This window comes from Acidovorax delafieldii, from assembly GCF_007993815.1.
GTDB classification, from domain to species: domain Bacteria; phylum Pseudomonadota; class Gammaproteobacteria; order Burkholderiales; family Burkholderiaceae_C; genus Acidovorax; species Acidovorax delafieldii.
The window spans coordinates 201,148-224,536 of record NZ_VJWE01000016.1 but is presented as its reverse complement, the minus strand read 5'-3'; the positions used below and the strand labels follow the sequence as shown (position 1 = coordinate 224,536).

The following is a 23,389-nucleotide window of genomic DNA, read 5'->3' as shown; positions in this document are numbered from 1 at the left end:
TTTCAAATTCCTTCAACGTCCATGCCGTGCTCGGCCAACCAGATCTTTCGCCGTTCGAAGTCAGGCAGTGCTCGCTCGACTCTCTGCCAGAAGTCCGGCGTGTGATGCGGTTGATGCAGATGTGCCAGCTCATGCACTACCACGTACTCGGCAATGCGTGGCGGCAGCAGGATGGTCTTCCAGTGGAAGTACAGCCAGTCGCCTTTGCCGCATGAACCCCAGCGGTACCCCAGGTCCTGCACTTTCAAGCCGACGGGCTGGACCTCCATGCGCGCCACGTAGTCCTGCACCTTGTCCCACAGCCATACCTTGGCCCGGGCGCTGTACCACTGAATCAAATGACCCCGGGCGGTATCGACCGAGTCGCGGCGCAACATGAAACGCCCGTTGAGCAGCTTCAAAGCGGCGTCCTGCTCATCCACCAAGCGCAGCCGGTAGCTGCGACCTAGGTATGGAAAGCCCTCGCCATCGACATAGCTCTTGGTCGGCACGGCCTTCTGCAGGCGATCCTTCTCGGCCAGCTTGGTGTAGATCCAGAAGCGTTTTTCCAGAACGAATTCGCGCAGGCGCTCCTCTTCGACATCGGGCGGTGCCGACAGCACCAACTCACCGCTGCGATCCACGGTGATCTGCAGGGTCCGGCGCCGGGTGCTCGGCTTCAGTTCGAAGGAGAGATCGTCTACGGTCAGCACGCTCATGCCTTGGTCAACCTCTCATGGTTGGCGCGGGCGAGTTCGAGCAGGCGATCTTTCAGGGCTGACACATCACCGGGTGCAACCAGGCGGGATGTGCGCAGCGTTCTGAAGATGCGTGCCCCTAGGGCGTCTTGTGCCGGGCGCTTGTGTGGCTCCCAGAAGGTGTCGGTCAGTTCGCCGGCAATCATGTCGACCAGCTCCACAGTCAGGTCGCGAATCTTCAGCAACTGCTCGTCACTCGGGCGCTCGGTGCCCACCACAGCCTCCAGCAGCATGCGCAGGAACGGCACGTAGTGTTCTGGCATGTCGGGGAGGCCAGCGTCATCGCTGGAGGCGCCTGCTCGCATGTCGCTGATGATCTTCTGCAGCGCTGCGATGAGGTCATCCCACTGGTCCGCCAGCGTCTTCAGGATCTCGTTCAGTCGCTCGCTGAGCTTTCGGAACAGCACCGGGTCCTCATCCAGATGCTTGCGGATGTGCGAGCGGATGGCGTGTTCCATCTCGGACGCCTTGGCGCGGTCGTTCGCCTGGCGCGACAGATGCGTGTCGAACTCCGCGTCGGTCAGTGCAATCGGCGGAATCTTGGGATCGACACCCAGCGAAATCACATGGTCGTCGATCAGCTTGCGGACCTTGGCGCCTACGTCTTTGCCCAGAACCGGCGTGTCCTTGTAGCGGTTGCGCGCCCGGGCATAGATGTACGAGAGGGTCTTGGCGTCCTTGGAGAAGGGCAGGCCCTCCGGGCGCGGCAACACCATGTCCAGCGAACCGAGGAACTGCTTGAGCTTAACGGTGAATTCCGCGCGCAGCCGTTCGTCAGCCAGCACTTCAACGCAGGTCTCCACGTCATCCAGTGACTCGATGTCGCGGCTGCGGAACAGGTCCACCACGCGCTTGTGCCGATCGCGCAGGGCCGGTACTTCGTCCTTCAAGCTCTGCAGGGCACCCTGAATGTCCTCGTCGGCGTATGCGGCCAGGGCTTCCTTCAGGTGCTGGGCGACGCCGTAGTAGTCCACCACGATGCCGCAGCGCTTGCCGAACCCTGTGCGGTTCACGCGGGCAATGGCCTGCAGCAACTCCGCCTCGCGGATCGGGCGGTCGAGGTACATCACGCCTTCAATCGGTGCATCGAAGCCGGTCAACAGCATCGACTTCACGACCAGGAAGGCCAGCGGGTCGGTCCTCTCTGGCTTGGTGTGGAACAGCGGCTTCTTGAAGCGCTTGATCCTCGTCTCGTTGGCCGCCGTGTCCGTCCATTGTTTCCAGGCCGGATCGTCGTTGTTGCTGCCGGAGATCACTGCCGCGAACTCGATGTTCTTCAGCGTCTCGCGGTAGCGCCAGGCCTGCACAATGGCCTGCACCTTGGGCGGCCGCTGGCACAGCGCCTCGTCGTCCAGCGCCTTGTCTTCCGGCGGCAGCGCGTCAGCCTCGGCCAGCAGTTCGGCGCGTGCGATTTCAAACGCAGCCACGTAACGCACAGCCGCCAAGCGGCTGTAGGCCACCACCTGCGCCTTGTAGCCGTTGGGCAGGATGTTGGTCACATAGTGGCGCAGCATGTCGCGCGCCTTGTCTGCGATCAGCAGCGGGGCGTCGAAGATCGGCCCCTTGGTGGCGTACTTCTGCTTGATCGCCTCCAGTTCCTCGGTACTGCGATCGCGGAACAAGTCCTCGAACAACTCGTCCAGGCTGGCGCCGTCTTTGACCGCACCTTGCGCCGTGCGTCCCTCGTACAGCACGGGCACGGTCGCGCCGTCTTCCTCGGCCTCTTTGATCGTGTAGCGGTCGATGAACTCGCCGAAGATCTCGTGGGTGCGCTTCTTGTCACCCATGATGATCGGTGTGCCGGTGAAGCCGATGCGCGCGCAGTTGGGCAGCCCGGCCAGCAGGTTGGCGTGCAAGTCACCCGCCTGGGTGCGGTGCGCCTCATCGACGAGCACAAGGATGGTCTCGTCCTCGTTCAACACCTCAAAGGTCTTCGCCGCGGGCTTGGCAACATAGGTGGCCGCAGCAGGCTCCTTCACGCCCATCTGCCCGTTTTGCCAGCCCTCCGGGATATCGTCCTCGGTCAGGCCCGGCTCACCGGCGGCATCCGGGTCACGGTACTTCTGAATCGTGGCGAACAGCAGCCCAGGGCCTTTGCGGCGCACCAGCTTCTGCACAGCCACCGTCGATGTAGCCACCTCCACCACCTCACCGGTCAGGGTGGCCGTTGCGCTGAGCTGGTCCTGCAAGTCTTTGCGGTCGGTGACCACCACCACCTTGAAGCGACGCAGGGCGGCGTTGGTACGCAGCTTGCGCACCAAGAACACCATGGTCAGCGACTTGCCCGAACCCTGGGTGTGCCAGATCACACCGCCGCGCCGGTCGTACTCGCCATCCTGCAAGCGAGTCTTGCCGCTCTGCAGGCGCTCAATCGCCTTGTTCACGGCGCGGAACTGCTGATAGCGGCATGCCACCTTGATGGTCTGCCCGCCTGCCTGCATGAACAGGGTGAAGTGACGAACGATGTCCAGCAGGTTCGCCTTGGTGAGCATGCCCGCCACCAATCGCTGCTGTTCGGACAGTGCGGCAACCCCCAGGCTGGCGGCAACGTCTTCTTCGCGCGCCGGGGTCACGGTCTTCCAGCTGGCAAAGTGCTCGAACAGGCCGCCGATGGTGCCCACACGCGCTTCGTCGAAGCTCGACGCAATCAGAAGCTGGTTGGTGAAAAACAGCGGCTCGTTGCCCTCGTTGTCTTCCACCTCGTAGTTCGCGTGCCGCTGGTTGCTGTAGCGACGCAACTGGTCGACGGCTTCACTCAGTGGCTCAGGGACGGATGGGCTCTTGCACTCCACCACCACCAGCGGGATGCCGTTCACCAACAGCACCAGGTCCGGCACGATGAAGGCCTTGCCGCTGTTGTAGCCGGGCGGGCAATCCACGCGGTACTGGTTGACGACCGTGAAGGTGTTGTTCTCGGGCGTGTCCCAGTCGATGAAGCGGATGGTCTGGCCACGCCCGCCATCCCAGCCTGGTAGGCCGTCGACAGTGATGCCCAGCAGTAGCAACTCCGTTGCCGCCTGGTTGGCTTCGATGAGCTTGGGCCGTGCAATGCGCGTGATCGCCGCAACCGCCTCGGAGATGCGTCCTTCGTCCAGCCAGGGCACGAGTGACCCGTTCACCTCGCGCAGATTGATCGCGGTGAGCTTGGCGCGCAGTACGTCTTCCTGGATCACTTCCGTGAAGCTCGTGCGGCCCGTGACAGCGGGCTCGTCGATGCTGCCCTCAATGTGCGTCCAGCCCAGGCCCTCCAGTTGCACGACGAACGGCTTTTCGACGTCTTTGAGTTCCCATCCCATGGTCTGGCCCCTCTGCCTATTGCGCCAACAAGGGCGTGACGCGGATTCGGCCAGTGAGGAGGTCGTCTAGAAGACCGGCCTTTGTCGCCTTCAACTTGGCCAGCCTTTGCTCCTCCGAGCGGGCTTTGGCGTCTTGAGCCACCAACCTTTCCGCCACTGCAAACTGTTCCTCCGGATCTGGAACAGGCAATGGCACCGAAGCCAATTTCTCTTGAGTTAAATGAGCAATGCTTGTTTGTGAAACATAGTTGGCCAGCATGTCACGGCTTGTCCAATATCTAAGGAAGGCCAGCATCAAGTGTGAGCTGTAGCCACGCAATGGGCGAAGCCTGTGCAATGCCTTTTGGCAGTAGCACTCTTCCACCGGGTCTTCCCAAATGGCAGCACGTCCGACTTCTCCACCTTCACAAACAAGGAGATCACCTTTCGCAAGCCGAAAGCGAACAAGGTCCGAACGCGTCATCTTCACCAACTGCGCCGCACTCATGTCAATGCCTGCCCACTGCACTGCCTTATTGCCGATGTAGGACTTGTAGACCCCAAGGTTCTTCTTCGCATCGAGCATCTTGCCAAGCTGAATATCAAACTCGGCGCCTACGGACCCGAGTGACCATGCCTTCGGTACCCACCCCATCGGTGATGGCTGGTAGTGGTCTGGCGCTTCTGAACGGTCTGGGCGCAATTCGCCACTCGCGTCCAAGCCGCGCGTCAGCAGGTCATGCAGCAAGCCCTGTTTGACCTGCTTCAGCTTCTTGACAATAGCCTCGGTCTGATGGATTGCAGTGTCGAGGGTATCCAGCAACTCGGCGATCTTCATCTTCTCGGAAGGCGAGGGGCTGGGTACCTTGATAGAGGCAAACTCCGCGCTTGAGATTTCCAAGAATGTCGTTCCAGACGCGCGACGTACCAACTCGGGCTTTACCTTTTCGAAGAGGTGGTAGTAGTAGCTGGCTTCCTCAGGCTTCTTGAAAACGATCGACTTGAAGCCCTGGTTTGTCGCCATGGGTACCGCATTGATGACTCGGGCGCCCAGCGTCGCGCGTGTCGTCACCAGCAGCGATCCGGTAGGCAGCAGATTCGCGCCGCTCCCTGCCAGTCCCGACGCGCTGATGTGCTCGTTGGTGTCGTGAAGCAGCTTGGCCGCTTCGCCACTGACCTCACCCGGCGTGACCCAGGGAATTGATCCCCGCCAGAAAGAGGGGACCGCACGCGATGGCGTTCCACCACCCACCACGGCCCCGACTTGGGTGATTTCCTTCTGCTCCCAGTCGGCAGGCAACTGCCGTAGGAAGGCTTCGTACTGGTGGCGCGGTGGGACGTTGGGTGTCTCAGACATATTTGAGCCCCTTCAGGAACTGCTGGAGTTGGCTGGCTGCAGCATCGCGATCACGCTCAATCTCGGTCAGCGTCACCTTGTACTTGTCCCACCAGTTTTCGAAGGCCGCCACGATGAGTTGACGCTGGCCGGCGACGTAGCGCTCCACGATCCGCTTCATGTCGTCGTGCAGGATGGTGAGCAGCAACTTGGCGGCTTCCTCGGGCGCTAGGCCGTCTACCGCCAAGTTGAGGTGGTCGGCAAAGACCTTCTTGCGGTCAGCCAGCTCCTTCTTCACGTCCTTGAGGGCGTTGCGCAGTTCGTCGAACACCGCAAGCTGGTCGAGGATGGGCTGCAGCGTCGCCTCGATGGCTTGCTGCTTCTGAGCCTGAACGAGCAATAAGGCGTCCTGCGCAGCAATCTCGGCCTGTAAGGTGGCAATTTCGGCAGCGTTGGCCTGCTGGGTCTTGGGCTTGTCGAGCTTCTTCAGGGCGCTGGCGCTGGCCTTCTTGTCTTTCTCGATCGCCTTCATGACCCGGGCGATCTCCTTGATCTTGGCCTCCAGGTCCTTCTTCTTGGTCTTGAGCTGAGCCTCATCAACGGCATCGTCGTCCTCGGCCTCAACGGCTTCAACGTCTTCGCCGCCTTCCTCTTCGCTCGCGTCGCTGGCCTTGATCTGGGCCTCGAGCTCGACCTTCTTGGCTTCCAGTTCCTCGATCTCATCGACGAAGTTGCCCATCAGGAACTTGACCAGCTTGTGTTCCAGGGGGCTTTCCTTCTTGGCCTTGTCTTCGAGCGCGGTGACGATGCTGGTGCGCCAGGCATCGACCACGCCGTGTGAGCCGCGCGCCATCAGGGTGAGGAAGTCGTACTTGGTCTGGTTCCAGAAGCCGGCCACGATGCCACGCACTTGGAAGGGGTCGAGAAGGCCAATCTGCTCCAGTGAACCGCTGAAGCTGGCCAACAGCTCATTGCGCAGGGCCACAAAGCTCTGTGCCCCCGCCAGATCGGTGATGCGCTGGCTATGGGCTGTCCACCAGGCTTCGAAGGCGGCGCGGATCGCTTCTTCCTTGGCCTGCAGTCCCGCGTTGGACTCGATGGCGGGTTTGAGCTCGGTCTTTGCGGTGAAGCTCGGCTTGAAGTCGTAGTAGGTGCCGTCTCGCTCGACGAAGATGTCCATCGGGTTCAGGCCGTGCGCGTCGAACAGGGTCTTCTTCGCAGGGTGTGACACCTCAGCCTTGGGGACGCCGCCCACCAGATGTGCGCGCACGTCATGCGGCTCAGGCGGCGGGGCGTTGTCGGCATAACGGCGGATGTTGAGGTTGTAGCCGTTGGCGTTGAGCGTGGTGATGTCCACAATCGCCGAGAACCCCGGCTCCTCTTTGAACGCCTCAAAGGTGGTGACGATCTTCTCGATGTGCTCGGGCATCAGGAAGTTCTGCGCCCGACCCTCGAAGTACTCGCGGTCGGCGTTGATGAACAGCACCTTGCCCTGGCGCTCTTTGGGTTTGCCGCTGACTCGCTCAGCGCCACTTTGCACGCGCTGTCGCAGCACCAGGATGCACGCCGGAATGCCCGTGCCATAGAACAGGTTGGGCGCCACGCCGATGACGGCTTCGAGCAGATCGTCATCAATCATGCCGGCGCGGATGGTTCGCTCCTCGCCGCCCCGGAACAGCACCCCGTGCGGCATAACGGTCGCAATCTGTCCGCCATCGGCCAGCACTGCGACCATGTGCTGCAGGAACATCAGGTCGGCCTTCTTGGCCCCCAGCGGCACCTCGCCATAGTTGAAGCGCTCGGCGCGGAACTCCGGTGCCCAGGCGGACTGGCCGCTCTGGTCTTTGTCGGTCGTGCCCCAGGGAAGGGAGAACGGTGGATTTGTGAGGATGCGGTCAAAGCGGCGCAGCTCTCCGCCCTTGACGTGCTGCGGCTTGGCCAGGGTGTCTTCGTTGTGCAGGTCAGCGGTGCTGATGCCGTGCAGCAGCATGTTCATCTTGGCGATGGACCACACAGTGCCGTTGGCCTCTTGCCCGTAGAGGTTGGCCTTTCGCCCCTCCTGACCTTGCTCGTCGATGTACTCCTTGGCGGAGATCAGCATCCCGCCCGAGCCACAGCAGGGGTCGTAGATGTGGTGCTGCAGCTCCGGTTTGATCAGGCGAACCATCATCCGAACGACAGAGCGTGGCGTGTAGAACTCGCCGCCTTTCTTGCCGGCGGAGTCGGCAAAGTCGCCGATCAGGTACTCGTACGCAGCGCCCAGCAGATCCGGGAACTCAAAGTCTTCGTTGCGCAGGCGGTGCAGGCTGAAATGGTTGATCAGCGAGCGCAGCTTGATGTCGGGTATCTTGCTCTGGCCGACCTTGCGGGTGAAGTTGATGTGCTCCAGCACGTCGTAGAGACTGGTGTTGCCTGTCTCCAGACCAGCAAGCGCCTTGTTCAGGAAGTCACCGATGTTCTGGTGGGCCTCGTTGAGCAGGTACTCGTAGCGCGACTGGGGTGGCACCCAGAAGGAGCCTTCGTCCATGTACCAGTCTTTCTGGTTGGCGCTCTCGATGGCCTCCGCCTCGCTCAATCCCGCCGCCAGTTCCTCCTTGATGATCTTCTCGCGGTGCTGGTCGAACACGTCGGAGCAGCGCTTGAGGAACAGCATCCCGAAGATGTATTCCTTGAACTCGGATGCGTCCATCTTGCCGCGCAGGATGTCGGCTGCTTTGAAGAGGTGGCGTTCCAGCTGTGGCAGGGTTAAGGGCATGTGGGAAGTCCGGTCTTGTTCGTTCAATCAATCTTTGCTGGGGCTTGCAGTCGTCGCTTACTCGAAGAGGCTGGACTGCTTGACGATGTAGCCCGCTGGCTTTTTCTGCTTCTCGATCACGCCTTCGTCGACTAGGCGCTGCAACCACGCCTTGGCTTGCGCGTTGGATACGTCCAGCTCAGCGGCAACCTCGGCGTCCTTCATTGGGGTCTTCAGCAGCTCCTGAATCACTCCCCGGACTGCCGCAAACAGCGTGTCTGCGGGTGTGGATGCTGTCGTCGGAACCGGTTTGGCCTCGGGTGTCAGTGCAGCCAATGGAGCGGGCTCTGGCGTCGGCTCATGCGGTTCGCCGATGGGTGCAGCGGCGGATGGCGGCACTGGCTCGTTTGGTGCATCGATCGCCAGTGTTGTCTCCGGGACCGAGAGCGTCGTGGGTGCAACGCCCGACGGTCCGTCTTCGGAAAACAGTTCTAGGCCTGACTGCGGAGATGGCACCGGCGTGGGCGCAGCGGCCTCAAACACGGCTTCAAACGCATCGGCGTCTTGCGGATTCGGCCAGGGGAGCGCTCCCTTGCTGCGTAGGGCGTCGAGTCCAGGCGTCGAACCTCCCGTGGAGCGAACGTACACGGGCACGAACTTGAGCTTGTCCAGTTGCTCGACGGCACCCGTCCAGGTGCCGCCCTTGTTCAGATCGGAGCTGACAACCAGTGAGGCATCGGCCAGCGCGTAGATCAGCTTGTTGCGTTGCATGGCGTTGCCGACGTTGAACCCCGCGCTCGGGTCGTAGGGCGATATCAGGACCAGCTGGCCATCGAGCAGCAGATTGCGGTGCTCGCGGTTCATGGTCGTCTTCTCCAGACTGTCCGCGAGCACGCCGCTGACCTTGCCGCCCGCTTCAAGCGCACCGCGCATGGCGGCTTGGTCGATGCCCTTGGCGCCGCCGGATACGAGCGTTCTTCCAGCCCTAGCTGCCAGCCGACCTACCGCCATCGTGTAGTCGATCAACGAGTCGTCCACATGTCGAGAGCCGACCACGGCGAGGCCGCCCGACTCCAGCAAGGCTATGTCGCCGCAACCGTAGAGGACCGCCGGGGCGTCTTCGCGCAGGCGCACCTTCAGGCGGCGGGGGTACTCGGCATCCGCGCGGCTGACCACCCAGATGGCGCGCGCTTGCCAGCGTTCGATGACTTGGCTCAGAAGGAAGCCTCGTCCCAGGAGGCGTTGCAGTCGGGCTTCATCGATCACCGGCTGACAGGCCCGCATGAGATCGGCCGCATCGGGCGACACAAGATCCGCGGGCTGGCGTTGGATCTCCCGCAGGTGGCGGGCAAGACGCTTGTACTCGCCCGGGGACAGCAGATCCGAGGAAGACGTGCCGCGCCCAGCGATCAGCGGCGCCGTCAGCAGCAGGATCGCCTGGGTGTTGGGGGACAGGGCGGGCGTCATTCGTCGTGTCCCGTTTGAGAGAGCGCCATGGGGTAGACGTCGCCGCTTCCGCTCTTGCGCAGCAGCCACGCGGCCACGGTCAGCGTCCAGCGTGAATCCACCATGTCATCGACCAGGATCACCGGCCCGTGGGGCACCGGCTGACCGTTGAGTGCCAGCGAGCCATCGATGTTGCGCGCCTGCTGTGTGCTGTTTGCCATCGTCTTCTGTTCGGGCCTGTCGTCAGTTTTCGCGATGACCATATGAAACGGCAGACCCAGAGCCGCAGCCAAGCGCTTCGCAAAGTCGGGGACGAGGTCTGGATGACGCAGCGAGGGAACGCAGGTCACCCAGGTCGGCTTGGGCTGGGGGTTCCATTCGCGAACCATCTTGACGCACGCCCCAACCAGGTCGTCGGCAAACCTGCGGTCGTGGTACTTGCCTCGCCGGACCAGGCCGCCCCACCCGGCGTCACCCCAGACGCAGAGGGCCTTGCCGGGCTGCGCCTGATGCCCAGGCGCAATGAAGCCTTTGACGCCGTACTGAGGCATGCCCCCATCAGGCCACTTCTTGCGGGGTTCGATGGGCAGGCTGGTTCGGCGCAGGAATTCGATGGCGTCCCGAACAAGCACCTCATCCACATCCGTTGGCAACGGGGGCAGCGCAGGCCGCGTGACAACACTCGGGTCGCCGTCGAGCGCGCGGATCAGAAAGCCCATGTGGTCACCGAAGGGCAGACTGACGTAGTCCTGCATCTGCTGGTGCTCGTCACGCCGGAGGGCCGTGAGTCGCTCGGCTCGCTCCCAGAAGGCCTCGCTCAGGGTGGCGGCGGTGAGCTGCCACTTGGTGCCTTGCTTGGCGATGGGTGCTGGGGCCTCGAGGGAGAGCAGCGCGATCGTCTTGTCGACCCGGCCCTTGCTCAGGTTGACGCGACTCAGCAGCTCGGGGACGGACAGGCCGTTCTCTTCTTCCTCCAGTGCGCCCAGGACGTCGGCGACTTCCTGCCGGGTCGGGAACGCGCTTCGGATGAACCAGTCGGTGATGTCCGACTCTTCTTGGCCGCTGAGCAGCACGCCGTAGGCGGAGTCCAGCGCACGCCCGGCACGGCCCACTTGCTGGTAGTAGGCGACGACCGAGCCCGGCATCTGATAGTGGATGACGAAGGCCAGATCGGGCTTGTCGTAGCCCATGCCCAGGGCCGTCGTCGCGACCAGCGCCTTGACCTCGTTGTTGAGTAGCGCCTGTTCCAGCGCTTCCCGCCGGTCGCCCGTTTCGCCCGTGTAGGCCTCGACGTTGAAGCCCCGGGTCTTGAGCCAGTCGGCGACCTGGTTGGCGTCGCGCACGGTGAGCGTGTAGATGATGCCGTGGCCCTGCAGCACGGCCAGTTGCTGAGCTAGCCAAGCCAGACGTTCGGCCTGGCTGGGCAAGCGAATCGTTTGCAGGGACAGCGAGGTCCGATTCAAGTCGCCGCGGGAGACTTCGAGCTTCGGACCGAGCACGGCAGCAAGGTCCTCCATCACGCGGTTGTTCGCCGTTGCCGTGGTGGCCAGCAGCCGCAGGTTCGGCGGTAGCGTCTTGACGATCCGCTCCAGCAGGCGGTAGTGAGGGCGGAAGTCGTGGCCCCAGTCGGAGATGCAGTGCGCTTCGTCGATGACCAGCATCGAGATTTGTGCGGCGATCCCAGCCAGCACCTGCGTACGGAAGCGCTCGTTCGCCAGGCGCTCGGGTGAGATCAAGAGGATGTCGACTTCCCCACGCGCAAGGGTGGCCTCGACTTGGGTCCAGTCGTCGACGTTGTCGGAGTTGATCGTGGCGGCGCGAACGCCCATGCGCTCTGCGGCGGCAATCTGGTTCCGCATCAGCGCCAGCAGCGGGGAGATCAGCAGTGCGGGGCCGTTGCCGCCGTCGCGCAGCAGCTTCGTCGCGATGAAGTAGACGAAGCTCTTTCCCCATCCGGTCTTCTGAACGACCAGCAAACGGCCTCGCCCGTCGACGATGTGGCGAATCGCGTCTTCTTGGCCTTCACGGAATGTGGCGTCAGCGCGGCCAGAGCCGATCTGGAGCAGCTCCAGGGCGCGTTGCGGGTTGTAGGTCATGTCATGGCTCTCCCTTGTTCTTGTCAGGAGAGCGGTAGCCCGGGGCCAACAGGGCGTTCTTGACGCCATAGAGGGCCAGCGGGTCCTTCAGCCACAGCCGGAACTCATTGCCACGCAGGCTGTGGTCAGGCGAGCAGTCCACGCTCCACTTGCGCAGGATGTAGCCGGCTGTCGCCGCACGCAGCTTCATGCGCAGCGCCCCGTCCTGCATCCCGTAGTCCATCACCGTGATCTCCGGACGTGGTTGGTCCGGATGCGGGACAAGCTCTAGCTCCACGATGCGCGTCCACTGGATGTCCTGATCGCTGGCCTCGTGTGCTTCGGGCTTTTCTCCCTTCAAGACCCGGGGATTCCTGATCCGCGTGATCACGAAATCCCGGAACTCCTGCGACCTCCGGTCGAAGGCCCGGACGTGCCACCGCAGGCCGTTGTCGATCAGCGCAAACGGCACGATCTGGCGTTCGGCCTGGCCGTTTGAGACGGAGTGGTACTCGATCGCCAGCGGGCATTCCTGGTGGATTGCCCGGGTCACGCTGGCCAGCACGTCGAGGTCCGGGTGGGTCAGCCGCGAAGGGCTCTCGCAGGCCACCCAGGCCTTGAGCCGCATCGGCTCGCCATCCCCGAAGCCTTGGGTCAACCAGGACAGCACCCGCTCAGGGGGGAAGTCGAAGACCGCCCGGAAGTCCGGTCCCAAGATGTAGGTCTTGGCTTTTGAGTCGTAGTCGATGTTGCCCGGGGCCAGCTCTTTGTAGAGCGCCAGATCCCGGCTGGCCGCTGCCGACTGGATGCCAAAGCGCGCAACCAGGTCCTGGCGACGGATCTCCCCGATGAAGCGTACGCGCAACTCCACGAACGCGATGCGGTCGCGCTGCGGCTGGGTTAGATTTTCAAGTCGTTCGTTCGACATCGCGGCTGGCTAGTTCGGGTTAGCGAATGCTGTGCGGTTTGTTACGGAAAGTATATTGCCTGCCTTGGAATCTCTCCATGACTCTATTTTGATTTTCGTATTCGTCGCATTGTGACGACCATATGCGGCGCAGCGCGAAAAGGACTGCCACCTACAGTGGACGCCATGCCGACTTTTGCAGAGCTTTGCCTCAGTCAGAAACGCTGACACGGCGCGGTTTGCTGGAGATCGCACCCCCTTTCCAGCGGCCGATCTACAAACAGCCCTGCTCGAAAACGTGAAACTGCGCTGGCCGTGATGCTGCGCGGTCTGCAGCAGCGTAGCGGGGGGAGGAACAATGGCATCGGGTCGAGCCCGCATTTGATCGGTTGCCGAGCTGTTGGAGCCCGGCAATGCCCGACTGGGGCGGCTGGCTCGCACTGAGCACGGGTCTGCAAGCGTGAGAACATCTGGGAGTACGCGCATAAATGCTTTGTCGGCGACCGGGGCGAGAACTATCTGTCCTACTGGGAGAATGGCCTGGTCATCAGTTGGAGCGGCTCCGATGTGCCGGAGCGGCGTAAGCAGGGGGACCTCGTCACCCGGCCCGCCGCCCAAGTAGTTGCAGGGTTGGACACGGGGATGTTGCGCTGGGTCTCCCATCCGGAAGGTCTGGCCAAGCAGCTCAAGTCCTAAGACGCTCACCTAAACATAATGATCTCAAGGGAGAATTCTCGTGAATCTGGCGACACTTACCAGCGCAACTACGACTAAGCTCAATCCCGCTGACTTCGCGCCTACCGATTCGACAGAACTCGGCATGTTGCTTGCCATCGCAGGCGCGACGGAAGAAAAGCGCGCTTCACTTCGCAACGACGCGAGATGGGGCACTCGCATTCCAACACCTCCGCGTGGCCTCCAAACTGTGGCTCAGCGCCATCAACACCGAGCGTTAGCGGACTACCTGCCATGGCCCGCCTTGCTGACCATGGACCAATGTGCAGATGAGGCCGCGCGACGGAGCGGGTGCCCCGACCGCCAGACACTCTTAGATTTCGCGCTTTCTATCTGCCCGATAGACCAGTGGATGACTCTAGTGAATTTCATTGCGCGCGATTCAGCAATCGCAACCACTGCAAAAATCCTGAGTCCGTTGATTCGGGGGCTCAAGGACAAAGAAGCTCGCATCAAGCGAGGCGCCAGTGTCGGGGGAGTGAAATCCGCTCGTGAGCGGCAAAAAAATTCCACCGTGCCGCAGCTTGCGAAACTATTGCAGGAGCGCCAAGGCTTGCTGGACTCAGGCAAGGAGTTCAAAGAAACCGCCGGAATTCTGGCTCGACGCTACGGGGTTGACGCCAGCACTATCCGCCGAAAACTCAGAGGTGCGACCATCAATCAAGCAAAGGGATCGCAACAATAAGACGGGCATGAAGGGGGTTAGTGCTCGCGCTCGCGGGGAGAGTTAGGCCATCAACGCCAATCAATTCACCGGAGTACACCGATGGCCTCCCTGCCCTACGCAACCAAACGTCTTTGCGAAGAAACCCGTTCGCATCTTCCCACCGCCGAAGCAGCGTTTCATCTGAATCGCTCCGAGCAGACACTGCGCCTGTGGGCCTGCAAGGAAAACGGCCCCCTGCGTCCAGCCCGCATTCATAAGCGCCTCGCCTGGGCGGTCGCTGATCTGCGCCATCTCCTGGGCGCGTAAACATACGCGTACCGGGCAATCCCAGATCATCACTTTGCTTATTGCGTAAGGGCTCAGTTTGCCACTGAGCCCTTGCTGCTTCTAAGCCACTGCACCCTCCCCCCGATTGACATGGCTGTGAGCACGGTCAGAGCCGGAGTCTTTGTGCGGTTCAAGAAATTGAAGGGCACGGGCCGCGTGCTTGCGGCTGCTCGGCACAATTTGCGGGAGCTCCCACTTACCCCCAACATTACGGCCGGAAAACAGGACACAAATAAAGTAATGTTGGGCGGACTGACGGCAAATGCCGTCAATGAAGCCTACAAGGCAATGCTGATAGCTGCCGGCATAGGCAGGCTGAGGGTAGACGCCGTGAAGCTGATCGAATGCGTGATCAGTCTCCCGGTGGGGAGCTACGACGCAGACGGCCAGTACTTCACCGCAGCTATTGCCTGGCTGCGTCAGAAATTCGGCCAAGAGAACATTTTGAGTGCCATCGTCCACAACGACGAGAGTGCGCAGCACATGCATGTGCTGCTAGTCCCTCTGGTTGATGGGCACATGCGAGGCTCTGATCTGCTAGGTGGCCCCCATCACATTGGCGCATTGCTGCGAAGCTTCGAGCAGGCCATACAGCCAGCGTGGAAGCAGCTCGGCTTGGATACCGAACACGCGGTACCGCCAGATCAAATGGCACGCGAAACAGTAGCGTATCTGCAGCGTATCCGCGATCCGATGTGGGAGAGCGCGGTGGCACCAATGCTTCGAGCCTGTATTGAGGACAATCCAGAGCCGTTCTTTCAAATGCTGGGCTGCCCCACAACTGCCCCCGCACCACTGGGAGCAAAAGTGGATTCGTGCTCGCCACTGCAAACCAAGCGTGTGCACCGAGCCAAGCGCCAGTCGACGATGGCTGAGATATTCACACGCCCAGTACCCAACATGCGCGGCGCAACGGCCGAGCGCTACCGCCTAAGCAAGGAGTATCTGCAGGCTCACCGAGTCTCACCTCTTCGTTGCATTGTTTCTGCAGCAGCGCAATCTACCGCCGTAGCGACAGGCACTACAAGGGCGGGCTTGTCGCTTCCCACCGTCGAGGCCGCAGGAATCGCCAGTGATATGCAGACGCGAACCCTATGCTCTGTAGGGTTCGCGTTGCAGGAGCCCGGCCTAGAGTGCGTGCAATCACGAAGGCGCGGCGTCGCGCAGGAGGTCGCCGGTGGGTCTCCCATCCGCACGTGGGCAATACATGCAATCCGGCAACGACAGATCCTCGGGTCAATTCGGCTAGCGCGAGCTGAGGTAACGGGCGCCGGCCAAGACATCAGTTGCCATGATCAAGCGACGCACAAGAGGCAAGTACAGCGCGCTTGGCGGTGGCCTCAACCCAGAGCCCCATGCAAACCGTCGACGTACCGATGCCAAACTGCGAGAGCTGAGTGTTCCGGGTTTGGCCGGCAACACCCGCATGGTGACCTGCTAAACGTTGACCACGCCAACCCGCCCTATGCACGGATGCTCCGTGAGAGTCTTTGCCATGACCGATGACCAGAAGCGCAGGTTGTTGAAAGCGCACTACGCAACAACCAAGGAAATTTTTGCAGCCTGGAGGGCGTGCGGATATTCGCGTCCGCCGCCTCAGAGGCCCGATTTTCCCGATGAACTTCGAGGCCTCACTTGTGGAGCTAAGACGCGCACCGGAACCGCTTGCAAGCAGACCGCTTTGCTAAAGGGCGGGCGTTGCAAACTGCATGGAGGTTGCTCCACTGGACCAAAAAGTTTCGAAGGAAAGAAGACATCCTCGCAAAACGGAATGATCCCAAAGGCGAAGCGAACCCCATGAGAACCTGTCAAAACTTCACATTGGATTAAGGTGCGGATGACTAGCTGCAGGACAGTTCAACCCACGGCGCGCAACACCCCAGGGACCGTTTTGCTATCGAATTGAACGCCAGCCAAATCCAGAATGTGCTCCTCTATGCGGGCTAGGAACGGTCGCAGCGCGTCCACACTGCGTGGCCGATACCCCTCTGCGGTGGCGCTTGGCTTGTGTCCCATGATCTGCGCGATTGCTCCAGCGGGGGCGCCTGCAGCCTCGCCCAACAACGAGAAGCTACGCCGTAAGCCATGGAAGGTCAGGTGTTCAATTCCTGCTTCCTGCAGTGCCGCTGCATGACTAGAGCGGGCGTCACTTATACGCCCTGCCTTGCCCGTGCTGGCAAACACAAAGGGCCCGGTCTTCGGCAATGTTGCCAGGAGCTGCGCCATGTAAGGGCTCAACGGAATAGTACGAGTGCTGTCCACCTTGTCGGCGATGGTCAGCTTGCGCCAATGGGCATCAACGTTTTCCCAGGTCAGGGCCGCTAGTTCCTCGCGACGAGCGCCGGTCAGCAGAAGTGCTCTTAAATAAACACTTGCAGTACGGTTCGTCAACTGCTCAACACCCGACCACCAGCCAGCGACCTGCGCGGCTTCGAGTGCATCCGTTCGGCGGGTGCTGGGCGGGAGGTTCTCCATGATGGCAGCGGATTTACCGGCATCGCGGTCGATTAAGCTTCGATACTCAGGGCGGCCTGCACACCAGCGCAGAAAACCACGAAACATCATGAGCGCACGAGCAGCTTGATGCTTGCTTGCAAGGGCCTCGCGGTCGTACCAAACCTTCAAGCTATCCTCATTCACTTCCACCAGCGGCAGCGCCAGCAGGGGGTGGAGTGGTCCAGGCCTGGTTAGACCCACTCCTCTCTTCTTCGTTTCGCCACCGGGTGACGCCATCGCCACAAGATCAGCCCGATAGCGCGGCTTCCAAGCGTCACGCCGCTTGGGCTTGCCACTCTGCAGATACAAGGGCCATAACTCCCCCACAGTCAATGCGGTGGCTTCAAGAGCTGCATGTTTCGCAATGTTGGCCGCAATTGCATCGCGCTTCAGGTTGCGAGGATCTTTGCCTTCGTCGATCAGTCGCTGCAACTCCCGGGCCTTTGTCTGTGCTGCAGGAATCGTCCATGCGGCAGGGCTACCAATGGTGATCCGCAAATCCTTGCTCTGATACACCCCCTGGAATACGTAGGCAGGCCTGCCTCCAGGTGTCGCCCTGAGACCGAGCCCGGGCGCGTTCACGTCCCACATGAAAGCTTGCTTTTTGTCGGGCGGACATTTAAAACCAGATACGCGCCCTGCGGTGAAAGCAATCTTTGCCATGGAGAATCCCGCGTGGTCTTACATCGCCAAAGATGTAAGGGCGGATGTAAGACTTTTTTCGAAAAAAAGCCGAATACCTCTCAACACTCGCACTGTCAGCCAGCCGCGAAAAATGCGTTAACGTGTTGATTTGTATAAATTTTATCAACATCTATCAACACAGGCAAATTTACCCATCCTCTCATTCGTAATGAGAAGGTCGGGTGTTCGATTCATCTCTCCGGCACCAAATGAAAAGCCCTGATTCGCAAGAGTCAGGGCTTTTTCATTGGCCACTCCGGAGCAACAACTTCGCCCACCGCTGGACAACAAGAACTGGCGGTGCGACCAATGGGTGGCGCAGATCAACCCACTGCCGGAACATGCGATACAGCGTTGCCAACTGGAAGCGCCGCCACTTGGTGCGGCCACCGCCATCGTCAACAATGGTGTCGCGCGTGTGTTGCATCCGCAGATGGCAGCTTAGGTGTTTGCAAACATCGGCAACTGATGCAGACTGTGCGCTTCAGCTTGCCACCACAGGTTGCCCGGTCAACTGGCGACAGGCCGCACACCAAAGTCTCACACCTCCACTACCAGCACCATCATGAGTGTCGAACGCAGAGGCAGCATGGACCGCCGCACCGGCAAGGATCGCCGCCAGGAAGAAAAAGGTCCTCCCACCAATTTCGAGCGGCGCCGAGCCATCGAGGCGCGCCAGCCCGAATTGACAGAGCTACACATGAGCGAGGATGAGCTCAAAGCATTGGGCTTCGCGCCCACACCCAAAGGCAGCCCTCGCAAGACAGGCTAGGTACAGCGCCTGGTCCGGGTGCGCTTGTGGGCCCGCCCTGCTGCGCGTGTCATCCCATGGCACAGCTTGCGCTGCTATGCCTACTGCTCGATGCCAGAGAGCGGCAGGCTGATCAACCGGTGTGCCACCATATCCAGCGCGGGCCTCGCGTTGCCTTGTTTGTCCGTCCAGACACGAGGATTCAAGCTGCCGGAAAGCGCCACCGAATCGCCGTCGCGCAACTGGTGAAGCGACGCGCAGAGACCCTCGTCAAAGGCGATGACGTTGATGAAAAGCACTTCGCCCTCTACCGTACTGGCTCTCACCTTCGCCAGTGTGTAGGCCTTGCCCGCTTTGTCCGTGCGGCGCTCCGCCTCACCGTAAAGCCGTCCGGCTACCAAGCCATCAATCATGAAGGTCTCCATGCCCATCGTGGGCGTATTGTTGCGCCCCTCCCTGGCCCCGTCATCACTGCACTGCCGATGCCACCGGCAAGGGCGCCTGACGTCGCCGCACGCACGGCACGCAAGCACAGTGTGTGCATGGAGCAATGCGCCACCACCGAACCGCAACGCTGACGCCGTTAAAACCAGCGGAGGAGAAAAGCAAAAAAGCCCAGAACCTTTCGGCTCTGGGCTTTTGCTATCAATGGTCGGCGTGGCGGGATTCGAACTCGCGACCCCTTGCACCCCATGCAAGTGCGCTACCAGGCTGCGCTACACGCCGACAAGACTTAGATTATATGCAGAAAAAAGCTCAGTTCAGAGAAAGTAGCGCACGAATTTCAAATAATTCTTGGCGCACTGCGTTGGAGTCCAGAGAGAAGCCCGCAGCAACGATGGAAAGGTCGCGCGCGCTGTCCACCAGCATGCTGGGTGGCTCTGCGTCCTGCGACAGAGAAGCCTCGTCCGACCCAACAACTTCTCGCGCAGCATGTGCAAGCTCTTGCAGGCGATTGCGCGCTCCACTGATGGTGAAGCCCTGGTCGTACAGCAGATCACGGATGCGGCGAATCATCAGCACCTCATGGTGCTGGTAATAACGCCGGTTGCCACGCCGCTTCATGGGCCGCAGCTGCGTGAACTCCTGCTCCCAGTAACGCAAAACATGCGGTTTGACGCCGCACAGCTCCGCAACCTCACCAATCGTGAAGTATCGCTTGGCGGGAATGGAAGGGAGGGTGGTGCCCATGAGATGCGTGTTCAAACGGGAAAGCTTTCAAGCGTACTGCAGACCAGCCTGCACCGCCAGCCACCAAGAACATCTTGGCAACAAAAACAGCACAAACTCACGCAACAGCGGCCGTCTGAATCTGCTCCTTGAGTTTGCTGCTGGCATGGAAAGTCACCACGCGACGCGCCTTGATGGGTATGGCCTCGCCCGTGCGTGGATTGCGCCCGGGACGGGGAGCCTTGGTGCGGATCTGAAAGTTACCAAACCCCGAAAGCTTCACGTCCTTGCCTTCGACAAGGCTTTGGGCAATCAAGTCGAAGAAGGCATCGATCATGTCCTTGGACTCGCGCTTGTTCAAGCCGATCTGATCGAACAACAGATCCGCCAACTGCGCCTTGGTCAGTGCCGGTGTTTCCAGGCTTTCAACTGCGAATTCGATCATGGCTCGTCACTCCCCTTGGACATCATCACACCCGCAGACGGGCGCCCGTGCGCTGCGTCAACTGAGTGATCACGGATTGCATCGCTGCGTCGATTTCTGCCTCAGTGAGCGTGGCTTCATCGCGCCCCAGAGTGAGGCGCACGGCCAAGCTCTTCTCGCCGGGGGCCAAGCCACCCGCAGGCGCCTCTTCGCCCGCCCGCAGCGCCTTGGGCCGATACACGTCAAACAGCACGGCAGAGCGGAGCATGCCACCCGGGACGGCCTGCTCTACCGCACCCATGATGTCGGCGTGCGTCACGCGCTCTGCCACCACCACGGCCAAATCTCGTTCGACAGCCTGGTGTTTGGTCACCTGCTTGAACTGAGGCACCACACGCTGCAGCACGGCGTCAAGCTCCAGTTCGAACATCACAGGCGCCTGAGGCAGGTCCCACGACTGGCGCCACTGGGGGTGCAATTCGCCCACGAAGCCCATGGCACGCCCATCGACCAGCACGCGGGCGCAACGGCCAGGGTGCATGGCGGGGTGGGTGCCGGGCTCGAACGTTGCGCGCAGGGGGGCCAGAAGCGCTTCCACGTCCCCCTTCACATCAAAGAAGTCGATGGCCTGGTCCTTGCGACCCCACTGCAGCATGTCGTTCGGACCATACGCCAAGCCCGACACGCGCATGGGCTGGTGAAAGCCTTCGACCGTGGTGTCGGTGTTGCGCACGCCGCCGTCGCGCAGGAACACACGGCCCAGTTCGAAGACGCGCACCCGCTCGGCCTTGCGGTCCAGGTTGAACTTCAAAACTTGTAGCAGAGAACCCAATAAAGTCGAGCGCATCACGCTCATCTGACTTGCGATCGGATTGAGCAGCTTGATGGGTTGCGGGTTGGCAGCCAGCTCGTGCTCCCAACGCTCCTCCACAAAGCTGAAATTGATCGTTTCCTGATACCCCAGGGCTGCCAGCGAACGGCGCACCGCAAACGGGCTGCGCGTGGCCTCGAGCGCTAGCTTGGGCGTAATGGGTGCCAGCGGTGGAGTGGTCGGAAGGTTGTTGTAGCCCACCATACGGGCCACTTCTTCGATCAGGTCTTCCTCGATGGTGATATCGAAACGGAACGACGGCGGCGTGACCGTGAGCGCACCTTCGCCCTGCACCACCGGCAGACCCAGGCGGGTCAGCGCGTCGGCGCATTGCACCTGCGTCAGCGGCATGCCGATGACCTTGGCAGCACGCGCCACGCGCAGCGTGACAGGCTGTGGCACAGGCAAGTTCACCACTTGGTCGTCCATAGGGCCGCATGCTGTATCGGCCGTACCGCAGATATCGATGACGAGTTGGGTAATGCGCTCGATGTGCTCCACCGTCAGGCTCGGATCCACGCCGCGCTCAAAACGATGGCCGGCATCCGTCGAGAAGTTGAAGCGGCGCGAACGGCCTGCCACCGCCTTGGGCCACCAGAAAGCCGCCTCGATATAGATGTGCCGGGTTTCATCAGACACCGCCGTGGCGTCTCCGCCCATGATGCCCGCCAGCGATTCCACCTGGCTGTCATCGGCGATCACGCCCACCTTGTCATCCACCGTGATGGTGTTGCCATTGAGCAGCTTCAGCTGCTCACCCGGCTTTCCCCAGCGCACGTCCAGGCCACCATGGATCTTGTCCAGATCAAAAATGTGCGAAGGACGTCCCAACTCAAACATCACATAGTTGGAAATGTCTACCAGCGGCGACACACCACGCTGGCCACAGCGTGCCAGGCGATCGAGCATCCACTGAGGCGTGGCAGCCCGCGTATTCACGTTGTGCACGATACGGCCGGAGAAACGGCCACACAGGTCAGGCGCGCTCACTTTGACGGGCAATTTGTCCGTCAGCTTTGCGGCCACGGCAGGGAACGATGTATTTTTCAGCGGCGTACCCGTCAATGCGGACACTTCTCGCGCGATGCCATAGACGCTCAGGCAATGCGCAAGATTGGGCGTGAGCTTGAGCGTGAACAGAGTGTCATCCAGGTTCAGGTGTTCGCGGATGTCCTGGCCCACGGGGGCTGAGGCATCCAGCTCCAGCAGGCCTCCATGGTCCTCTGACAGTTTGAGCTCACGGGCGGAGCACAACATGCCTTGGCTTTCCACACCGCGCAGTTTGCCCACCTTGATGAGGAAAGGTTTGCCATCGTCACCCGGCGAGAGCTCGGCACCCACCAGTGCGCAAGGCACCTTGATACCCACGCGGGCATTGGGCGCACCACAAACGATGTTCAGCAGGGCGTCCTGCCCCACGTCCACCTGGCACACACGCAGGCGGTCGGCGTCTGGGTGCTGTACCGCCTCCTTGATCTCACCCACCACGATCTTGGTGAAAGGCGGGGCCACGGGGCGCAGCTCCTCCACCTCGAGGCCGGCCATCGTCAGCGTTTCGGCCAGCTCGGCCGTCGTCAAAGGGGGGTTGCAGAACTCACGCAACCAGGATTCAGGAAATTGCATAGTCGGACACTCTTGTACGGAAGGTGCGCAGCACGGCCACAGGGCACGCGCACGGCGCGAAGTCGGCGGGCTTTACTGGAACTGCGACAGGAAGCGGATGTCGCCGTCAAAGAACAGGCGCAGGTCATTGACGCCATAGCGCAGCATGGTCAGGCGGTCGGGTCCCATGCCGAATGCAAAGCCGATGTACTTCTCAGGGTCAAGACCCATATTGCGCACCACGTTGGGGTGCACCTGGCCCGAGCCCGCCACTTCGAGCCAACGGCCTGCCAGCGGGCCCGTCTGGAACTGGATATCGATCTCGGCGCTGGGCTCTGTGAACGGGAAGAAACTGGGACGGAAGCGCAACACGAGATCGTCGCTCTCGAAGAACGTGCGGCAGAAATCCGTGAAGATGACTTTCAGGTCCTTGAAACTCACGTTCTCACCAATCCAGAGACCTTCGCACTGGTGAAACATGGGCGAGTGCGTAGCGTCGCTGTCCACGCGGTAGGTACGGCCGGGGGCAATGACGCGGATCTCGGGCATCGCCTGACCGGCATCGAGCGCAGCCCGGTGCTTTTTGACATGCTGGACTGCATGGCGGATCTGCATGGGGCTGGTGTGTGTGCGCAGCAGGTTGGGAGCGGTGGCAGTGCCGCCCTCCACATAAAACGTGTCATGCATGGACCGCGCAGGATGGTCTTCCGGCGTATTCAGTGCAGTGAAGTTGAACCAGTCGGTCTCGATCTCAGGGCCTTCGGCGACGTCAAAACCCATGGAACCGAAGATGCCCTGGATGCGTTCAAGCGTGAGCGACACCGGGTGCAAGCCACCCTGCCCGCGCTGGCGGCCTGGCAGGCTCACGTCCAGTGCTTCGGCCTTGAGCTGCAATTGAAGTTCGGCATCGGCCAGAGCTTGGCGGCGAGCGGTCAGTGCAGCCTCGATGGCCTGCTTGGCAACGTTGATGGCTGCGCCGCGGGATTTCTTTTCCTCGACGGACAGCTGCGCCATGCCCTTCATGAGCTCGGTCACGCGACCTGACTTGCCCAGAAACTGCGCCTTGGCGTTTTCGAGGTCAGCAGGGGTTGCGCTTTGGGCAAACAGTTGCGTCGCGCTCTCGACCAGGGAATCCAACTCGTTCATATCGAC

18 protein-coding genes and 1 tRNA gene are annotated in these 23,389 nt (G+C 61.3%); 5 read left to right on the top strand and 14 right to left on the bottom strand.

Annotation, left to right across the window (positions count from 1 at the left end):
- Positions 1-2: 2 nt before the first annotated feature.
- From ATF69_RS18725 to ATF69_RS18690, 7 genes are read right to left on the bottom strand one after another with little or no spacing between them, the layout of a single operon-like run.
- The gene (locus ATF69_RS18725; RefSeq protein WP_146871914.1) at positions 3-698 is read right to left on the bottom strand and encodes a M48 family metallopeptidase; all 696 of its coding nucleotides are present in this window, start codon (positions 696-698) and stop codon (positions 3-5) included.
- Positions 695-4,033, bottom strand: a complete 3,339-nt coding sequence (locus ATF69_RS18720) for a type I restriction endonuclease subunit R (protein WP_146871913.1) — start codon at positions 4,031-4,033, stop codon at positions 695-697. The genes ATF69_RS18725 and ATF69_RS18720 overlap by 4 nt, the downstream gene beginning before the upstream one ends.
- A gap of 16 nt (positions 4,034-4,049) precedes the next feature.
- The gene (locus ATF69_RS18715; RefSeq protein WP_146871912.1) at positions 4,050-5,369 is read right to left on the bottom strand and encodes a restriction endonuclease subunit S; all 1,320 of its coding nucleotides are present in this window, start codon (positions 5,367-5,369) and stop codon (positions 4,050-4,052) included.
- Positions 5,362-8,103: a type I restriction-modification system subunit M gene (locus ATF69_RS18705; RefSeq protein ID WP_244303763.1), complete on the bottom strand. Its 2,742-nt coding sequence runs from the start codon at positions 8,101-8,103 to the stop codon at positions 5,362-5,364. The genes ATF69_RS18715 and ATF69_RS18705 overlap by 8 nt, the downstream gene beginning before the upstream one ends.
- 57 nt (positions 8,104-8,160) lie before the next feature.
- The gene (locus ATF69_RS18700; protein ID WP_146871911.1) at positions 8,161-9,549 is read right to left on the bottom strand and encodes a DNA-processing protein DprA; all 1,389 of its coding nucleotides are present in this window, start codon (positions 9,547-9,549) and stop codon (positions 8,161-8,163) included.
- Positions 9,546-11,624 (bottom strand): RecQ family ATP-dependent DNA helicase, encoded by a 2,079-nt coding sequence (locus ATF69_RS18695; protein WP_146871910.1) that lies wholly within the window; start codon positions 11,622-11,624, stop codon positions 9,546-9,548. The genes ATF69_RS18700 and ATF69_RS18695 overlap by 4 nt, the downstream gene beginning before the upstream one ends.
- Position 11,625: 1 nt before the next feature.
- A complete protein-coding gene (locus tag ATF69_RS18690) occupies positions 11,626-12,531 on the bottom strand; it encodes a BrxR family transcriptional regulator (protein WP_146871909.1) in 906 nt (301 codons plus the stop codon).
- Positions 12,532-13,246: 715 nt separating this feature from the next.
- On the opposite strand from ATF69_RS18690, the gene ATF69_RS18685 reads away from it, so the two are divergent.
- From ATF69_RS18685 to ATF69_RS23435, 4 genes are all read left to right on the top strand, one after another.
- Positions 13,247-13,930 (top strand): hypothetical protein, encoded by a 684-nt coding sequence (locus ATF69_RS18685; protein ID WP_146871908.1) that lies wholly within the window; start codon positions 13,247-13,249, stop codon positions 13,928-13,930.
- Positions 13,931-14,011: 81 nt separating this feature from the next.
- Positions 14,012-14,218, top strand: coding sequence for a DNA-binding protein (locus ATF69_RS18680; RefSeq protein ID WP_146871907.1), 207 nt, complete (start codon positions 14,012-14,014; stop codon positions 14,216-14,218).
- Between the two features lie 111 nt (positions 14,219-14,329).
- Entirely contained in the window at positions 14,330-15,745 is a 1,416-nt protein-coding gene (locus tag ATF69_RS23510; protein WP_146871906.1) for a plasmid recombination protein, read from the top strand.
- The gene (locus ATF69_RS23435; protein WP_342212259.1) at positions 15,705-16,040 is read left to right on the top strand and encodes an HGGxSTG domain-containing protein; all 336 of its coding nucleotides are present in this window, start codon (positions 15,705-15,707) and stop codon (positions 16,038-16,040) included. The genes ATF69_RS23510 and ATF69_RS23435 overlap by 41 nt, the downstream gene beginning before the upstream one ends.
- Positions 16,041-16,096: 56 nt before the next feature.
- On the opposite strand, the gene ATF69_RS18665 is transcribed toward ATF69_RS23435, so the two are convergent.
- On the bottom strand, positions 16,097-17,398 hold the full coding sequence (locus tag ATF69_RS18665; RefSeq protein ID WP_146871905.1) for a tyrosine-type recombinase/integrase: 1,302 nt from the start codon (positions 17,396-17,398) through the stop codon (positions 16,097-16,099).
- A 610-nt stretch (positions 17,399-18,008) separates the two neighbouring features.
- On the opposite strand from ATF69_RS18665, the gene ATF69_RS18660 reads away from it, so the two are divergent.
- Positions 18,009-18,191 (top strand): hypothetical protein, encoded by a 183-nt coding sequence (locus tag ATF69_RS18660; protein WP_056746441.1) that lies wholly within the window; start codon positions 18,009-18,011, stop codon positions 18,189-18,191.
- Positions 18,192-18,271: 80 nt separating this feature from the next.
- Here ATF69_RS18660 and ATF69_RS18655 read toward each other — a convergent pair whose 3' ends face one another.
- The 6 genes from ATF69_RS18655 to pheS all read right to left on the bottom strand — a co-directional run bounded on the left by ATF69_RS18655 (position 18,272) and on the right by pheS (position 23,383).
- On the bottom strand, positions 18,272-18,583 hold the full coding sequence (locus ATF69_RS18655) for a single-stranded DNA-binding protein (protein ID WP_146871992.1): 312 nt from the start codon (positions 18,581-18,583) through the stop codon (positions 18,272-18,274).
- Positions 18,584-18,819: 236 nt separating this feature from the next.
- Positions 18,820-18,896 (bottom strand) — tRNA-Pro (locus ATF69_RS18650).
- 30 nt (positions 18,897-18,926) lie between these two features.
- On the bottom strand, positions 18,927-19,361 hold the full coding sequence (locus ATF69_RS18645) for a MerR family transcriptional regulator (RefSeq protein ID WP_099730505.1): 435 nt from the start codon (positions 19,359-19,361) through the stop codon (positions 18,927-18,929).
- 97 nt (positions 19,362-19,458) lie between these two features.
- Complete coding sequence (locus ATF69_RS18640; protein WP_056063789.1) at positions 19,459-19,785, bottom strand: integration host factor subunit alpha; 327 nt, start codon at positions 19,783-19,785, stop codon at positions 19,459-19,461.
- Between the two features lie 25 nt (positions 19,786-19,810).
- Positions 19,811-22,258, bottom strand: coding sequence for a phenylalanine--tRNA ligase subunit beta (pheT, locus tag ATF69_RS18635; protein WP_146871904.1), 2,448 nt, complete (start codon positions 22,256-22,258; stop codon positions 19,811-19,813).
- 72 nt (positions 22,259-22,330) lie between these two features.
- Positions 22,331-23,383, bottom strand: a complete 1,053-nt coding sequence (pheS, locus tag ATF69_RS18630) for a phenylalanine--tRNA ligase subunit alpha (protein WP_056063795.1) — start codon at positions 23,381-23,383, stop codon at positions 22,331-22,333.
- Between the last annotated feature and the right edge of the window lie 6 nt (positions 23,384-23,389).

What these genes read in the sequence shown, in the direction of transcription:
- ATF69_RS18725 (WP_146871914.1), bottom strand. Translation starts at nt 698, where the DNA reads ATGAGCGTGCTGACCGTAGACGATCTCTCCTTCGAACTGAAGCCGAGC.
- ATF69_RS18720 (WP_146871913.1), bottom strand. Translation starts at nt 4,033, where the DNA reads ATGGGATGGGAACTCAAAGACGTCGAAAAGCCGTTCGTCGTGCAACTG.
- ATF69_RS18715 (WP_146871912.1), bottom strand. Translation starts at nt 5,369, where the DNA reads ATGTCTGAGACACCCAACGTCCCACCGCGCCACCAGTACGAAGCCTTC.
- ATF69_RS18705 (WP_244303763.1), bottom strand. Translation starts at nt 8,103, where the DNA reads ATGCCCTTAACCCTGCCACAGCTGGAACGCCACCTCTTCAAAGCAGCC.
- ATF69_RS18700 (WP_146871911.1), bottom strand. Translation starts at nt 9,549, where the DNA reads ATGACGCCCGCCCTGTCCCCCAACACCCAGGCGATCCTGCTGCTGACG.
- ATF69_RS18695 (WP_146871910.1), bottom strand. Translation starts at nt 11,624, where the DNA reads ATGACCTACAACCCGCAACGCGCCCTGGAGCTGCTCCAGATCGGCTCT.
- ATF69_RS18690 (WP_146871909.1), bottom strand. Translation starts at nt 12,531, where the DNA reads ATGTCGAACGAACGACTTGAAAATCTAACCCAGCCGCAGCGCGACCGC.
- ATF69_RS18680 (WP_146871907.1), top strand. Translation starts at nt 14,012, where the DNA reads ATGGCCTCCCTGCCCTACGCAACCAAACGTCTTTGCGAAGAAACCCGT.
- ATF69_RS23510 (WP_146871906.1), top strand. Translation starts at nt 14,330, where the DNA reads ATGGCTGTGAGCACGGTCAGAGCCGGAGTCTTTGTGCGGTTCAAGAAA.
- ATF69_RS23435 (WP_342212259.1), top strand. Translation starts at nt 15,705, where the DNA reads ATGCACGGATGCTCCGTGAGAGTCTTTGCCATGACCGATGACCAGAAG.
- ATF69_RS18665 (WP_146871905.1), bottom strand. Translation starts at nt 17,398, where the DNA reads ATGGCAAAGATTGCTTTCACCGCAGGGCGCGTATCTGGTTTTAAATGT.
- ATF69_RS18660 (WP_056746441.1), top strand. Translation starts at nt 18,009, where the DNA reads ATGGACCGCCGCACCGGCAAGGATCGCCGCCAGGAAGAAAAAGGTCCT.
- ATF69_RS18655 (WP_146871992.1), bottom strand. Translation starts at nt 18,583, where the DNA reads ATGATTGATGGCTTGGTAGCCGGACGGCTTTACGGTGAGGCGGAGCGC.
- ATF69_RS18645 (WP_099730505.1), bottom strand. Translation starts at nt 19,361, where the DNA reads ATGGGCACCACCCTCCCTTCCATTCCCGCCAAGCGATACTTCACGATT.
- ATF69_RS18640 (WP_056063789.1), bottom strand. Translation starts at nt 19,785, where the DNA reads ATGATCGAATTCGCAGTTGAAAGCCTGGAAACACCGGCACTGACCAAG.
- pheT (WP_146871904.1), bottom strand. Translation starts at nt 22,258, where the DNA reads ATGCAATTTCCTGAATCCTGGTTGCGTGAGTTCTGCAACCCCCCTTTG.
- pheS (WP_056063795.1), bottom strand. Translation starts at nt 23,383, where the DNA reads ATGAACGAGTTGGATTCCCTGGTCGAGAGCGCGACGCAACTGTTTGCC.